Origin of the sequence: Empedobacter sedimenti (genome assembly GCF_030005555.1) — a bacterium.
GTDB lineage: Bacteria > Bacteroidota > Bacteroidia > Flavobacteriales > Weeksellaceae > Empedobacter > Empedobacter sedimenti.
In genome coordinates this window covers 91506-104303 of record NZ_JASCQG010000008.1, presented here as the reverse complement: position 1 = coordinate 104303, position 12798 = coordinate 91506, and the positions used below count along the sequence as shown (strand labels likewise).

14 protein-coding genes are annotated in these 12798 nt (G+C 31.0%); 8 read left to right on the top strand and 6 right to left on the bottom strand.

Annotation, left to right across the window (positions count from 1 at the left end):
• Nucleotides 1–74: 74 nt before the first annotated feature.
• Genes QHG34_RS09145 through QHG34_RS09135 form a run of 3 tightly spaced genes read right to left on the bottom strand, consistent with a single transcriptional unit; the run spans nucleotide 75 to nucleotide 4462 of the window.
• A complete protein-coding gene (locus QHG34_RS09145) occupies nucleotides 75–1925 on the bottom strand; it encodes a LysM peptidoglycan-binding domain-containing protein (RefSeq protein WP_282629869.1) in 1851 nt (616 codons plus the stop codon).
• A 41-nt stretch (nucleotides 1926–1966) separates the two neighbouring features.
• On the bottom strand, nucleotides 1967–3565 hold the full coding sequence (gene bshC, locus QHG34_RS09140; protein ID WP_282629868.1) for a bacillithiol biosynthesis cysteine-adding enzyme BshC: 1599 nt from the start codon (nucleotides 3563–3565) through the stop codon (nucleotides 1967–1969).
• Nucleotides 3566–4462 carry a glycerophosphodiester phosphodiesterase family protein gene (locus QHG34_RS09135; RefSeq protein WP_282629867.1) on the bottom strand — a complete coding sequence of 299 codons (897 nt, stop codon included), beginning with the start codon at nucleotides 4460–4462 and terminating at the stop codon, nucleotides 3566–3568.
• Between the two features lie 89 nt (nucleotides 4463–4551).
• On the opposite strand from QHG34_RS09135, the gene QHG34_RS09130 reads away from it, so the two are divergent.
• Nucleotides 4552–4983, top strand: coding sequence for a hypothetical protein (locus QHG34_RS09130; protein ID WP_282629866.1), 432 nt, complete (start codon nucleotides 4552–4554; stop codon nucleotides 4981–4983).
• Between the two features lie 135 nt (nucleotides 4984–5118).
• Nucleotides 5119–6093, top strand: coding sequence for a coiled-coil domain-containing protein (locus QHG34_RS09125; RefSeq protein WP_282629865.1), 975 nt, complete (start codon nucleotides 5119–5121; stop codon nucleotides 6091–6093).
• A 49-nt stretch (nucleotides 6094–6142) separates the two neighbouring features.
• On the opposite strand, the gene QHG34_RS09120 is transcribed toward QHG34_RS09125, so the two are convergent.
• Nucleotides 6143–7237 (bottom strand): mannose-1-phosphate guanylyltransferase, encoded by a 1095-nt coding sequence (locus tag QHG34_RS09120; RefSeq protein WP_282629864.1) that lies wholly within the window; start codon nucleotides 7235–7237, stop codon nucleotides 6143–6145.
• Between the two features lie 8 nt (nucleotides 7238–7245).
• A complete protein-coding gene (locus tag QHG34_RS09115; protein ID WP_282629863.1) occupies nucleotides 7246–7836 on the bottom strand; it encodes a SprT-like domain-containing protein in 591 nt (196 codons plus the stop codon).
• Nucleotides 7837–7889: 53 nt separating this feature from the next.
• Between QHG34_RS09115 and QHG34_RS09110 the strand changes: the two genes are divergently transcribed.
• The 6 genes from QHG34_RS09110 (at nucleotide 7890) to QHG34_RS09085 (ending at nucleotide 12215) form a co-directional block, all read left to right on the top strand.
• Nucleotides 7890–8636, top strand: coding sequence for an MlaE family ABC transporter permease (locus tag QHG34_RS09110; RefSeq protein WP_282629862.1), 747 nt, complete (start codon nucleotides 7890–7892; stop codon nucleotides 8634–8636).
• Nucleotides 8636–9406, top strand: a complete 771-nt coding sequence (locus QHG34_RS09105) for an ABC transporter ATP-binding protein (protein WP_282629861.1) — start codon at nucleotides 8636–8638, stop codon at nucleotides 9404–9406. The genes QHG34_RS09110 and QHG34_RS09105 overlap by 1 nt, the downstream gene beginning before the upstream one ends.
• A 20-nt stretch (nucleotides 9407–9426) precedes the next feature.
• Complete coding sequence (locus QHG34_RS09100; RefSeq protein WP_282629860.1) at nucleotides 9427–10050, top strand: porin family protein; 624 nt, start codon at nucleotides 9427–9429, stop codon at nucleotides 10048–10050.
• A gap of 74 nt (nucleotides 10051–10124) precedes the next feature.
• Nucleotides 10125–10832, top strand: coding sequence for a tetratricopeptide repeat protein (locus tag QHG34_RS09095; RefSeq protein ID WP_282629859.1), 708 nt, complete (start codon nucleotides 10125–10127; stop codon nucleotides 10830–10832).
• 114 nt (nucleotides 10833–10946) lie between these two features.
• Nucleotides 10947–11444: a 6,7-dimethyl-8-ribityllumazine synthase gene (gene ribH / locus QHG34_RS09090; protein WP_282629858.1), complete on the top strand. Its 498-nt coding sequence runs from the start codon at nucleotides 10947–10949 to the stop codon at nucleotides 11442–11444.
• 30 nt (nucleotides 11445–11474) lie between these two features.
• Nucleotides 11475–12215: an acyl-[acyl-carrier-protein] thioesterase gene (locus tag QHG34_RS09085; protein WP_282629857.1), complete on the top strand. Its 741-nt coding sequence runs from the start codon at nucleotides 11475–11477 to the stop codon at nucleotides 12213–12215.
• Nucleotides 12216–12319: 104 nt separating this feature from the next.
• Here the strand turns inward: QHG34_RS09085 and QHG34_RS09080 are convergent, their stop codons facing one another.
• A complete protein-coding gene (locus tag QHG34_RS09080; RefSeq protein WP_282629856.1) occupies nucleotides 12320–12778 on the bottom strand; it encodes a copper resistance protein NlpE in 459 nt (152 codons plus the stop codon).
• Nucleotides 12779–12798: the final 20 nt, after the last annotated feature.

The following is a 12798-nucleotide window of genomic DNA, read 5'->3' as shown; positions in this document are numbered from 1 at the left end:
ACAAACAATAGAAATTAAAAAAGCGACACCAAATTTTGATATCGCTTTTCTATTATTTTGATAAGATATAAAATCTATTTTTTTGGTAATCTAACTACGCGGGTAGCATCATTTGTATAGGCTTTTTGCCCACTTAATTTTTTGTAAGCAAACTTTGATGACATACGAGTATTTTCTGTCGAAATGTTATTCATTACATCACCTTTATTGTTCATTCGGTCTACAATATCATAAGTTACATCGTATCCTAATTGCTCGTAACGCGTAGGAAATTCACAGTATACTTCTTTAAAATCTTTCAAAATACTTTGAACTTCTGTATCACGTGTATTAATTAATCGTGCAGTACTGAAAATAAATCCAAATTCGCGGAAAGCATCAATGTTTTTAGCGTTATGTGCACTATAAACATCATAAACTGAAACCGATTTTATACCGTATGCTTTGATATTATCTTTGTTAAATGTTTTCAGTTTTTCTAAATATTGTTTTCCTAAATTATCATCATCTCCAACCAAAACAGTAATAATTGGCGTATAATAATCAACACCATCTACTTTGTCATGTGGTTGCACAATTTTTGAAGCATTATCAACAATTACAACATTAGCTTTTAGTTGTTTTTCTAATTGTCTTTTTGTGTAATTTGCTAGTTCTTGATCGTCACGATTTGTTAATAAGTAAACTTGCTCACCAGCAAAATTTTTGTTGATTTCTTCGATAATTTGATCAGCAATAGCTTCGTCTTTTGGATTTGCTATAATTAAATCTGTAAAAGAATTTAAAGAATCTTCGTTTGCGTAAGGTGAAATAACAGCAATTCCCGAATTTGCAAAGAAACTTGCAACTTCAGTAGCTTCAGAAACATTAAGCGGTGTAAATATCGCATCCGTTTTACTGAAATCCGTTGTCGATAAAATATCTTGAATTGATCCATTTTTAGAATCAATTACTTTTACATTTACACTTTTACCATTTTTCATTAAACGAGTTAAGGCTAATTTAGCTCCCGTAAAAAATTGCATTGCTTGCGAATTTTTTAGTTGCGGATTGTTTGCTACATCAAACGGTAACATCATCACAACATTTATTTGGTTATCGTTTGCGCGTTTCAACTTTCCAGCAGAACCATATTTTACGATTTTAGCTCCTTTTTGTAATGGTAATTTTAGCGTCATACCAGCTTTTAAACCATTGATTACATCAGGATTTAAGCGTAACAATTCGTCTAAAGTTGTATTATATTTTTCTAAAATACTGTATGCAGAATCTCCGTTTTGTACAACATAATTAATTGTATTTTCTTCGATAACAACCGAACCAGATTTTTTCGGAATCTTAACTACCATTCCTTCTTTTACACCAGTTTGTAATTCAGGATTTTCGGCATAAAAATCATCTACACTAACATTATATTGTTTTGATAAGGTATACAATGTTTCGCCTTTCTTGATTAAATGCGTCCCTTTTGGAACAGAAAAAGTTTTGCTCGATGTATCTTTTGGTAATTTAATCACATCACCAACTTCTAATCCACGCTCTTTAATTTGTGGATTCAAAGAAATTAAAGTTGCTTCAGAAACTTTGTATTTCTTGACTAAATTATAAACAGTTTCTTTTGGTTGAATGGTAATGAAATTATAGTTTGGATCATCAAAACTAACAGCTGTTGTTGTCGTAGTTGCTGTTGTACTTTCTACTGGTTTTACAGTTGTTGTTCCTTTTCCTGGAAGAATGATTAAATCACCAGGATGAATTCCACTTTTCTCGATTTTTGGATTTGCTTTATACAATTCTTCCATCGGAATTCCGTATTGTTTAGAGATTCCGTAGATAGTTTCTTTGGCTTGAACTGTATGCGTTTTTTGTTGAGCATAAAGTGCTGTTGCACCAACAAATAACAATAAAGCTAATATTTTTTTCATTTAGATGAATTTTCGTGGTCAAATATACGAATTATGTTTCTTTATAATTCTTCGTTAAGGGTATTTATTATAAACTCAAATTCGAAAGGTTGAAGACTATCTGCAATAAAATCAATGAAATAGTGTACGTCAATGTAATCAAAGTCTGCAAAATTTTTGACACGTTCTTGCAATCCATTTTGTTGATTAAGATCGGTCAAAAGTTCATCAATTCTTCTCAAAATATCTTCGTTTTGTTTCACTTCGGCATGAATTAATCTCTTTTTGATACGCTCAAAACCTTTTAATTGTTTGGTGCGTTGAGCTTGTATCATATCCGCAAACGAAGAATCTGTCAAATTGCTTAAACTTTCTAATCGTTCAAAAATATTGTTCAATTCATCTTCCAATGCAGGAATTTTTGGAGCAATTTCGGATGAATCCATCACACGTTTTTTGGTGATAATTAAACTATTAGAGAACAAATCTTCGTTTGATAAATTTAATTTTACTTGTTTTGCGTGTTGTTTTTCTGTTCTAATTAGCATCGAATTTCGTAAAACTAACATCGGAAAATCAATTTCAAAATGGTTGAACATTTCTTTCAGTTGAAACCAATAAGCAATTTCACCACCACCACCAATGTAAGCAACATTAGGCAAAATGGTTTCTTGATACAACGGACGCAAAATTACATTTGGACTAAATTTATCAGGATTTTGATGTAAATCGGCAATAATTTCTTCTTTCGTAAATTTGATTGAAGTAGTATTGACAAAATACGTTCCATTTTCTTCAACAATTCGTTCGCGCGAATTATTTTCGTTCATATAAAACAAATTAATCTCTCTCGGATTCACTTGTATAGAGTAACCTAAATCTTCTAATTTTTGGTTTTGAGGAATTACATTATTATATGATTTTGACTGAAGAAGCTCTTCTTCAAACGTTTTGATCATCAGTTTTTTTAATTCCTTATCATCTCCATCAATAAATAACAAACCATAATCTGCGAATAAAAGATGAACTAATTTTTTTGTAGCGGTCGTTAATGTGTCGTTCGATAAATACGATTGCTTAATCAGTTCTTGTAGTTCATTTTTCTTTTTTCCATTTGGTAAAAGTGTCAAAAATGAGTGAAAAACGTCTTGTAAACCTTCTGTTGTTAATCGTCCAACTGGTCCTCCATGTTGTTTTTCCCAATGTACAATACGATCTCCAAACTTGAAATGATTGATTTCTTCAAAATCATGATCTTCTGTTGCCATCCAAAAAATAGGAACAAAGTTGAATTCTTCTTGTTCATTATTTAATTCTTTGCAAGCTTTTATAACTTGCAAAATTTTATAGAAAAAGAAAATAGGACCTGTGAATAAATTTAATTGATGTCCTGTTGTAATTGTAACCGTATTTTTTTCTGAAAGTTTTTTCAGGTTTTTTTGTTGTTTTTTTGATAATTCTAAACCGCTTAATTGTTGTGTAATTTGTTCAACTAAAACTTCACGATTTGTATAATTTTCAAGCTTCTTTTTAGCTTGTTTTAGGTAATTATCTTTGTTAGGAAATAGAGTATAGAATTCTTTTAAACTCTCATCTTGATTGATGTAATTTAACATCAATTTTGAGAAATAATTAGAATCCTTTAGTGATATTGTTTCCATTTAATTTTTATTAATTGTTTGATGAACATCAAGCGCTCTGTCTGTTGCAAAAATATCTACACCATCGTTTTCTAAATCGCGGTAAAGTTGTCCATTTTTTGCAGCCGAACTCTTGTCTAAGTTACCTAATGTTCCAAAAATGACTACTATATTTTTAGCATGAATTTTATCTAAAAACGATTTGTCATTTCTTCTTGTTCCAGTAAAAGCAACCATTTTATCTGTCGGAATTCCACTATTCAGCATTTCGTTCAATTCTCGTTCATTTCGCATCGAAACAGATAGCAGCATTTCTGGAGCTAATTGATGCAGTTTTTTTGCTTGGCCTACAGTATAAGTTACCAAAACTACCTGTTTTTGCATGTTTTCTTGTTCAATTATTGAAACGATATCTTTATAATCAACTCCTTTTTTGATGTCAACCATAAAATAAATAGGTTTCTGTTTTCCCCAATTTAAGGCTTCAGTAAAAGTTGGAATTCTGAAAGGCGTTTGTTGTCCAAAATCATCTACCAAAAAGTATTCCTTTATCGTTTTTAAATCAACTTGATTGACATCTTGTCGCCCTGTGCTTGTTCGTTGCAAAGAATTGTCATGCATCAAAATGAGTTGCAGATCTTTTGTTTCTGCTACATCAATCTCAAAAATCTGAATTCCTTTTTGATATAAATATTCAAATGTTTCAACAGAATTTTCAGGATATCCTTTTATTCCACTTCCTCCGCGATGAGCGCTTACATAGTTTTTGTTTTTGGCTGAATAATTGAAAGATATATTTTGAGCAGTAGAATGAGTAGTCGTTTCAGTTTGATTCGATTTTGGATTACAGGCAGAAATTGTCAGTAAACTAAGAATGAATATTCCGAAAGAAAACTTATTAAAATAATTGATAATCATAATTTTATCTAAAAAATTGTAAAAAACTTATTATTATATTGAATGAAGCAGTAAATTTAAAATGAAAATAATCAACAAAATAAATTATTATGGGACTTAGAGATTTTTTGAAACGAATATTAGGAAAAACAGAGACTGCAATTGATGTTGCGGGAGATAAATTTGATGATGTTTCTGCAACTGTAAAAAAAACAGGAACTTTGATTGCAGACGATGCTTCTGATTTTGCGAAGAAAACTTTTGCAAATTTAAAAGAAGCAGGAGGGGAGCTTAAAACTCAATCTAAAGATGCTGCAAAGGATTTTAAAGAAAGAACAAAGCAAGAGTATAACGATATAAAAGATGTTGCTGAAAAGCAAATGCACGAAACAAGTGAGTATGTAAAAGATAAAGTTTCGGATGTAAAAGATGCTTTGAAGGATGACAAAACAGACTTAGAAAGAAAAGCAGAAGAATTGAAAAAAGATGCTGAAAATAAGTTAGATGACATAAAGTCGGATATTACGAAAGAAGAAAATTAATAAAAAAAGTCTTGCAATTTTGTGAGACTTTTTAATTTTAACTAATATTGTAATTGTTAAAATTTTAACTTTTTAACACACTTGATTAAAATGGTTTAGTTTTTGTGTTAATAGAATTTCTCCGAAATAAAAAGAATGACTGAATATAAAGATTTAGAACCCTCGACTAACTCTAAACATAATAAAGAATTACTTAAAAACATTATTATTGCAGTACTAGCAGTTTGTTTGCTTTTGGCTGTAGGGTATATTGTGTACTCTAAAGAAGCAAATGCTAAAACATCAAATGAAATGCAAGGTGATATCAATGATTTAGAGCGTTCTCGTGAGATTTTGAAGCAAGAATTAAGAATTGTAAGAGCTGATTTTGATGATGCTAAAACCCGTGTTGTTAAAAAAGATTCATCTCTAAATTATCAAGATCGATTGATTTTAGACAAACAAAAAGAAATACAATCTATCTTAAATAAAGAAGGAATTACAAGTGACGAGTTACAACGTGCTAAACGTTTAATTGTTTCTTTGCAATCGGATATCAAAGTTTTTAAAGAAGAAATTGTTCGTCTGAAAGATGAAAATAAAAAATTAACGAATAAGAATACAGAATTAGTTTCGGAAAATACTTCTTTATCGAATGAGAAGAAAACAGTCGAAACAAACCTTAATCAAGAAAAAGAAAGCCACCAAAATTTAATTAGCGAAACAAATTCGACTTTATCAGTTTCTAATTATACTATAAAAGGTTTGCACGTAAAATCGAGTGGAAAAGAAGTTGAAACAACGCGTGCAAGACGTATAGATAAAGTAAGAGTTACTTTTGATTTGGATAAAAACTTAAACGCAAAATCTGATACAAAAGAATTATTTGTGACAGTCTATAAACCAGATGGTGAAATAGGTAAATTTAAAGGAGCAAATTCAGGAGAGACAACTTTACGCTCAGGCGCTTCTGTTGATTATTCTGATCGTGTAAAAGTAAATTATAATAATATGTCAGGATCAAGGGTTTCTTTTGATTGGATGGACTATGATTTCCCGAAAGGAGAATATAAAATTGACATCTATCAAAATGGATATAAAGTTGGTCAGAATGTTATTACATTAAAATAATAAAAAACGCGAATTGAAAGATTCGCGTTTTTTAATTTATATAATTGAACTAGCAATATTTTTCACCTTTTTTTTGCAATTTCAGATCGCTCACATACGTTTTGATATTTTGAACATTGCTACGCGGACAAATTAATAATCCTTTCTTAGAATTTATCACAACATAGTTCTCCAATCCTTCAATAATAATCGCCTTATCTTGAGTAGAATAGATGAAATTGTTTTTGGCGTTGTAACCAGAAAAATGAGTACATAATAAGGTGTTTTGATTTTCGTCTTGATCTTCTCCTGTGTATTTGTACTTTTCGTTGATTGCAGACCACGTTCCGATATCACTCCATCCAAAAGTTGTCGGAATTACATAAACATTATCTGCTTTCTCTAAAATTCCTTTGTTGATAGATGTTACATCAAGCGTTGTGTAAATTGGCTTTAATGTTTTGTTACTTTGTAACTCTTTTGGCATATCAAAATATTGTTTCAGTGTTTCTAACATAAAAGGAAGATGTTGCTGAAAAGATTTGATGATACTGTCTACAGACCAAATCAAAATTCCTGTATTCCAAATAAATTCGCCACTTACAATAAATGACTCCGCAAATTCTAAATCAGGTTTATCAATATATGATTTTACTTTTTTGATTGGTTTTGGACTTTCAACAAACTGTATGTAGCTGTAATTAACATCAGGACGAGTTGGAGCAACTCCAAGCGTGATTAATTTATCATCGTCAGCATTGTCAATAGCAATAGTTGTTTTTTCTACAAATTCATCTTCGTGTAAAACGAAATGATCAGATGGAGAAATAACTAATTTAGCGTTTGGATTAATTTGTTGAATAGTTAAGGCTGCTAATAAATTACACGCAGCGGTATTCATAGCACGAGGCTCTATGATAAAATTGCTTTCGTTAAACTCAGGAAGTTGTTCTAGAACCAATTCTTTGTAATCAGAAATAGTTAAGATGAAAATGTTTTCCTGCGGAACAACTTTTTTTAATCGGTTATAAGTAAGTTGAATAAATGTTTGCCCGATTCCTAGTAAATCATGAAATTGTTTTGGTTTTTTTAATGTGCTCAACGGCCATAATCTCACTCCAGTTCCGCTGGCCAAAATAACAGCGTAATTATCTTTATTATTCATGATGGTTTTTATAGTTTATTTACAGTTGCGGTAGCGCTTATCAAGTATTTTTTGTTGGTTTTGAGTTCGATACAAAGATACCTTAATTTTCGCTTCGTTTCTTTTTTAAAAATTCTTTTTCCAATAGAAAATACTGTGCCATCCTCTAAATCTTCTAAATAAGTTTGAGTAGGATTTTTATCATCAATAATAAATTTAGAAACATTAATATCAGCTCCTAAAGAGGCTTTTGGGTGTTTAGCATGATGAATAATATATGGTTTTAACTCATCAGGATAAATTTCTAATGAGTCTAAAAGTAAATGCCCAAAAATAGTTTTCCATTCCTTACCATGAGGATTGATTCTTCTCGAGTCAAATTGCACAAATGTTTTGAGATGTGCTACTTCATGCGTAAAAACAAAGAAAAAAGCAAACGGGTTCAAATCTCCATTTACAGTGATTTGATGACGGTTATTTTCGACTAACTTACGATAATCACCTAATTTTGTTTGCCGTCTTCTTGTAATTTTTAGTGTTACAAAATGATTTTCTAACCATTTCTTAACATATAAGTCGGCATTTTGAGGCAGATAAGAAATTAATTGTTCTAAATTCACATTGTGCAAGATAAATAAAAAGCCTTTCCAATAAAAATATTAATTTTGTCGTAATGAAACTAATCGAAAATATAGGGTCATACTTTATGCTTTTGGGTAAAGTATTCAGCAAACCTCAAAAAATGGGCGTTTTCTGGAAATTGACTGTAAGAGAAATATACGATTTGGGAGTTAATTCATTAGGAATTGTAACTTTCATTTCTACGTTTATGGGAGCTGTAGTGGCAATCCAAATGGCACAAAACTTTCAAGGAGCTTCAATTCCTGTTCCAGATGCTTACATTGGTTATGCAACAAAGGTTGTTTTAGTGCTTGAGTTTGCACCAACAATTATGTCACTTATTTTAGTTGGTAAAGTTGGTTCTTACATTGCATCAAGTATTGGTACAATGAGGGTTACAGAACAAATTGATGCATTGGATGTAATGGGTATAAACTCTGCAAATTTCTTGATATTACCCAAAATCATTGCCTGTGTATTTTTTAATCCATTATTAGTAATGATTTCTATTGGCTTTGGTTTGTTAGGAGGTTATTATATTGGCGTTTTTACAAAATTATGGTCAGCAGCCGATTTTATTACAGGTTTACAAATGAATATGGCAACAAAATTGTTTGTCTATACATTTGTTAAAACAATGGTATTCGCATTTGTTATTGCAACAATTCCTGCATATTATGGTTATAAAGTAAAAGGAGGATCATTAGAAGTTGGTCGTTCTGCTACAACAGCAGTAGTTTGGACATCTGTCGCAATTATCGTGATCAACTTAATTTTAACTCAAACAATTTTAAGCTAATGATTGAGGTAAAAGAAATCAGAAAATCATTTGATGAAGTAGAAGTCCTAAAAGGATTTTCGGTAACATTCGAAAAAGGAAAAGTAAGTTTAATCATTGGTCAAAGTGGATCAGGAAAAACAGTTTTCCTGAAAAATTTGATTGGATTATTAACGCCAACTTCGGGACAAATTTTGTACGAAGGCGATAATATGATTGAATTTGATTATAAAGAAAAACAGCGTTTGCGTTCAGAGATTGGAGTAGTTTTCCAAGGTTCAGCTTTATATGATACAATGAATATTCTAGAGAACGTAAAATTTCCATTAGAAATGTTTTCGGATATGTCAAAAGCAGAAATCGAGAAAAGAGCACGCGAAGTGTTAGATCGCGTTGAGATTGCTAGAACTGCGCTAAAAAAATATCCTGCTGAAATTTCTGGAGGAATGCAAAAACGTGTTGCAATTGCTCGTGCTATTGTAAATAATCCAAAATATTTGTTTGCCGATGAGCCAAATTCAGGATTAGACCCGAAAACAGCATTGGTTATTGACCAGTTAATCTACGATATTACGAAAGAGTATAACACTACTACGGTTGTCAATACACATGATATGAACTCGGTGATGGAAATCGGTGATCATATTGTTTTTCTAAAAAATGGTTTCTTAGAATGGGAGGGAACAAAAGAGGAGATCTTGGTAGCAAATAACCCAAATGTAATCGATTTCGTATATTCGTCTAATCTTTTCAAGAAATTGAGAGAAGCATTATTAAAAGAACAGCAATAAATCAATAAAAATAAAAATTCATGAAAAAATTAATTTTAGCTGCATTTGTTGGCTTGACCGCGAACGCTGCAATGGCACAAAACATCAACTTTGGTATAAAAGGTGGAGCTGTTTTCAATACAGATAAAGGAAAAGTTTGGCAAGATGCTGGAAATATTTTCAAGAAAGATGGAAAAGCTTCTGCTGGATTTCAAGCTGGTGCTTTAGCTCGTATTTCTTTAGCAGGTATCTACATTCAGCCAGAGTTATTGTACACGCAATTCAAAAATGAGTATACTATTCCAGGAGGAAATGATACAAATAGTATCGAAACAAATGTAGGCGTAACTAAAAAACGTTTAGATATTCCTGTAAATGTTGGAAAAAGATTTTTAGGAATTGGACATATTCAAGCTGGTCCAGTTTTCTCTTATTATTTTGATGACAAACTATCTGTAAAAGATTTTACAACTGCAAAACAAGACGAATTCAATGTTGGAATGCAAATTGGAGCAGGTGTAGAAGTATCTAAATTATTATTCGATTTACGTTACGAATTTGGTTTAGGAAAAGTTGGATCTGATATTTTAAACGGAAACAATGGACAATATAGAACAGAAAATCGTCCACAAATGTTAAACTTAACAGTGGCATATTTATTCTAAAAGGTTGTTTGTAAATAAATTTATTGGATATATTTGTTCCAAATTGTATTTTTGCAACCTCGTAAATTATTAAAATGGCAAAAAATAATAAAAAAGAAGAATTCGCTACAGAGCAATTCGTAGAAAAATTAGATAAAACAGCTTTCAACGTAGAGTTTTTTGTTGAAAAATATGCTAAAGCAATTGGTATTGGTTTAGGAGTAATTATTGTAGCTGTTTTAGGTTATTTTGCTTACTTAAAACTAGTCGTAGAACCTAAGTCTGAAGACGCTTTTAAAGAAATGGTTCAAGCAGAACGTCTTTTCGATCAAGATTCTATTAACGTCGCTCTTAATGGTAGTGCAGGAAGTTTTCAAGGTTTACAACAAATTGTTGACGAATACGGAAATACTGATGCTGGTAATTTAGCACGTTTTAAAGCGGCAAGTTCTTATTATAAATTAGGAGATTACGCATCTGCTGTAAAATTATTAGAAGATTTTGATACAGATGATAACGTAATGTTAGCGCAGAAATACGGTATGTTAGGAAATGCATTAGTTGCTTCTAACAAAATGGAAGAAGGTTTGCCTTACTATGTAAAAGCTGCCGAAGCAACAGAAGTTGAAACTTTACAATCAACTTACTACACAAAAGCAGGTGAAATTGCAATGGAGTTAGGTAAAAATGCTGATGCTTTAAAATATTTTCAAGCTTTAGAGGATAAATATCCAAATGCAAACAATGGTGAAACTGCGAAGTTTATTGAGCGTTTAAAATACGCTTCAGAAACAGCGAAATAATTCATTTCAAAAGATAATTACAAGCCGAACAAGTTGTTCGGCTTTTTTTATTGATTCAAATCAAAGTTTATCCTAAATCATTTTTGTAATTTTACCATTCAAATTTTAAACAAAATGGCAACAGAAAATAAAAATTTATCTCAATATAATAAAGCAGAATTACCAAATGTAGCGGGTTCTAAATTTGCAATCATTACATCTGAATGGAATAATCATATTACATTCAACTTGCGTGATGGAGCAAAAGACACATTGATTGATTTGGGTGCAAATCCTGACGATGTTACATTATACGAAGTTCCTGGTAGTTTCGAGTTGATTTATGGAGCAGATAAAGTGGCACAAACTCATCCCGATTTGGACGGAATTATCGTTGTTGGATGTGTGATTCGTGGAGCAACAGCGCATTTTGATTATGTTTGTCAAGGTGTAACGCAAGGTGTAAAAGATTTGAATATCAAGCACGATATGCCAATTATTTTTTGTGTTTTAACGGACGAGAATGAACAACAATCAATTGATCGTTCTGGTGGAAAACACGGAAACAAAGGTGTGGAAGCTGGTGTAGCTGCAGTTATGATGGCAGATATGAAAAAGAAATTAGGTAAATAATTTCAGAATAATAGATTCAAAGCTTTATCGATGCCAATAGCCGAAGATTTTAAATCAATTTATACAAAAAAATGGGAAATTTATTTTTCTCAATGTGATCCTACGGGTAAAATGAAATTGTCTGAAATGGCAAATATTTTTCAATTAACAGCTTCGGAACACGCTATAAAAGGAGGTTTAGGCTTTTTTGATTTACAAGAATTTAATCAATCTTGGGTGATGAATCGTCTTCGAATAGAAATTGAAGAACTACCTTCTTGGACAGATTTTGTTGAGGCGAAAACGTGGATTGAAGTGTTAAAAGGAGCGAAATCTATTCGTGATTTTACAATCGAGAAAAATGGAAAGAAATTAATTGGAGCATCAAGTTTGTGGGCTGTTTTCAATACAGAAAAGCGTCGTCCTGATATTCTTCAACTTGATTCTTCTCATATCGAACGTTTTCCAGATTTGAAACCAACTGAAATCGAGAATTCGATTTTGAACATTGATTTTGAACCAACAGAAGTTATTCAGTATAAAGTTCAATTTTCTGATTTGGATATCGTAAAACATGCAAATAATACCAAATATTTGGATTGGTGCTTGAATACTATTGATCCTGAAATTATATTGAAACATCGTATCAAAGCGATTGATATGAATTTCTTGAAAGAATTAAGTTTACAAGACGAAATTGAAATTCAGAAATTAGAAACGGAAAATTTAATTCAGTTCAAAATTGTTAATCAAGAAAAAATAAACTTTGTTTGTCGATTAGAGTTGAGGTAGAATTATTTGAAGAAATGTCAAGCTGAATTTATTTCAGCTTATTATTAAATTAGTATATTATTCTCGATAATAAATAAAAAAGGTTTCATTACGAAACCTTTTATCTATTTTTCTTTCTTCAACTCAAATTTTGTAGAATCAGCCGATTCAATTTTCTTTTGATTTTTATCTAATTGACTAATTTTTCCTTCTTCTACTAAAAAAGCATTTGGAACGTTCGCAATTTCAGGAAAAACAATTGTATTTCCATCTTTTTCAAAATGAAAAGTTCCCGTTGTCATAATTGCTGTTTTGTCTAATCCCAAACGTTTTGTAGAATAAACATAACCTTTGTTTGGTAATAATTTTATTTCCATTTCAACCTCTTTGCAATCTTCCTCGTAGCAAGGCAAAATTCCTTTGTAAGTTCCATCAAACTGAATAGAATTTTCGGCTGTTTTTGCTTCAACTTTCAATGAATCTTCAACATTTTCTACTTCATTTTTTACAGGTTCTGTTTCGCTTTTACAACTTGACACAACGAAAACTGCGATTGCAAATGTGGCTAAAATTATTTTTTTCATTTTTATAGAATTTGATTTAA

What these genes read in the sequence shown, in the direction of transcription:
- QHG34_RS09145 (WP_282629869.1), bottom strand. Translation starts at nt 1,925, where the DNA reads ATGAAAAAAATATTAGCTTTATTGTTATTTGTTGGTGCAACAGCACTT.
- QHG34_RS09125 (WP_282629865.1), top strand. Translation starts at nt 5,119, where the DNA reads ATGACTGAATATAAAGATTTAGAACCCTCGACTAACTCTAAACATAAT.
- ribH (WP_282629858.1), top strand. Translation starts at nt 10,947, where the DNA reads ATGGCAACAGAAAATAAAAATTTATCTCAATATAATAAAGCAGAATTA.
- QHG34_RS09130 (WP_282629866.1), top strand. Translation starts at nt 4,552, where the DNA reads ATGGGACTTAGAGATTTTTTGAAACGAATATTAGGAAAAACAGAGACT.
- QHG34_RS09120 (WP_282629864.1), bottom strand. Translation starts at nt 7,237, where the DNA reads ATGAATAATAAAGATAATTACGCTGTTATTTTGGCCAGCGGAACTGGA.
- QHG34_RS09135 (WP_282629867.1), bottom strand. Translation starts at nt 4,462, where the DNA reads ATGATTATCAATTATTTTAATAAGTTTTCTTTCGGAATATTCATTCTT.
- QHG34_RS09095 (WP_282629859.1), top strand. Translation starts at nt 10,125, where the DNA reads ATGGCAAAAAATAATAAAAAAGAAGAATTCGCTACAGAGCAATTCGTA.
- QHG34_RS09085 (WP_282629857.1), top strand. Translation starts at nt 11,475, where the DNA reads ATGCCAATAGCCGAAGATTTTAAATCAATTTATACAAAAAAATGGGAA.
- QHG34_RS09080 (WP_282629856.1), bottom strand. Translation starts at nt 12,778, where the DNA reads ATGAAAAAAATAATTTTAGCCACATTTGCAATCGCAGTTTTCGTTGTG.
- QHG34_RS09110 (WP_282629862.1), top strand. Translation starts at nt 7,890, where the DNA reads ATGAAACTAATCGAAAATATAGGGTCATACTTTATGCTTTTGGGTAAA.
- QHG34_RS09105 (WP_282629861.1), top strand. Translation starts at nt 8,636, where the DNA reads ATGATTGAGGTAAAAGAAATCAGAAAATCATTTGATGAAGTAGAAGTC.
- bshC (WP_282629868.1), bottom strand. Translation starts at nt 3,565, where the DNA reads ATGGAAACAATATCACTAAAGGATTCTAATTATTTCTCAAAATTGATG.
- QHG34_RS09100 (WP_282629860.1), top strand. Translation starts at nt 9,427, where the DNA reads ATGAAAAAATTAATTTTAGCTGCATTTGTTGGCTTGACCGCGAACGCT.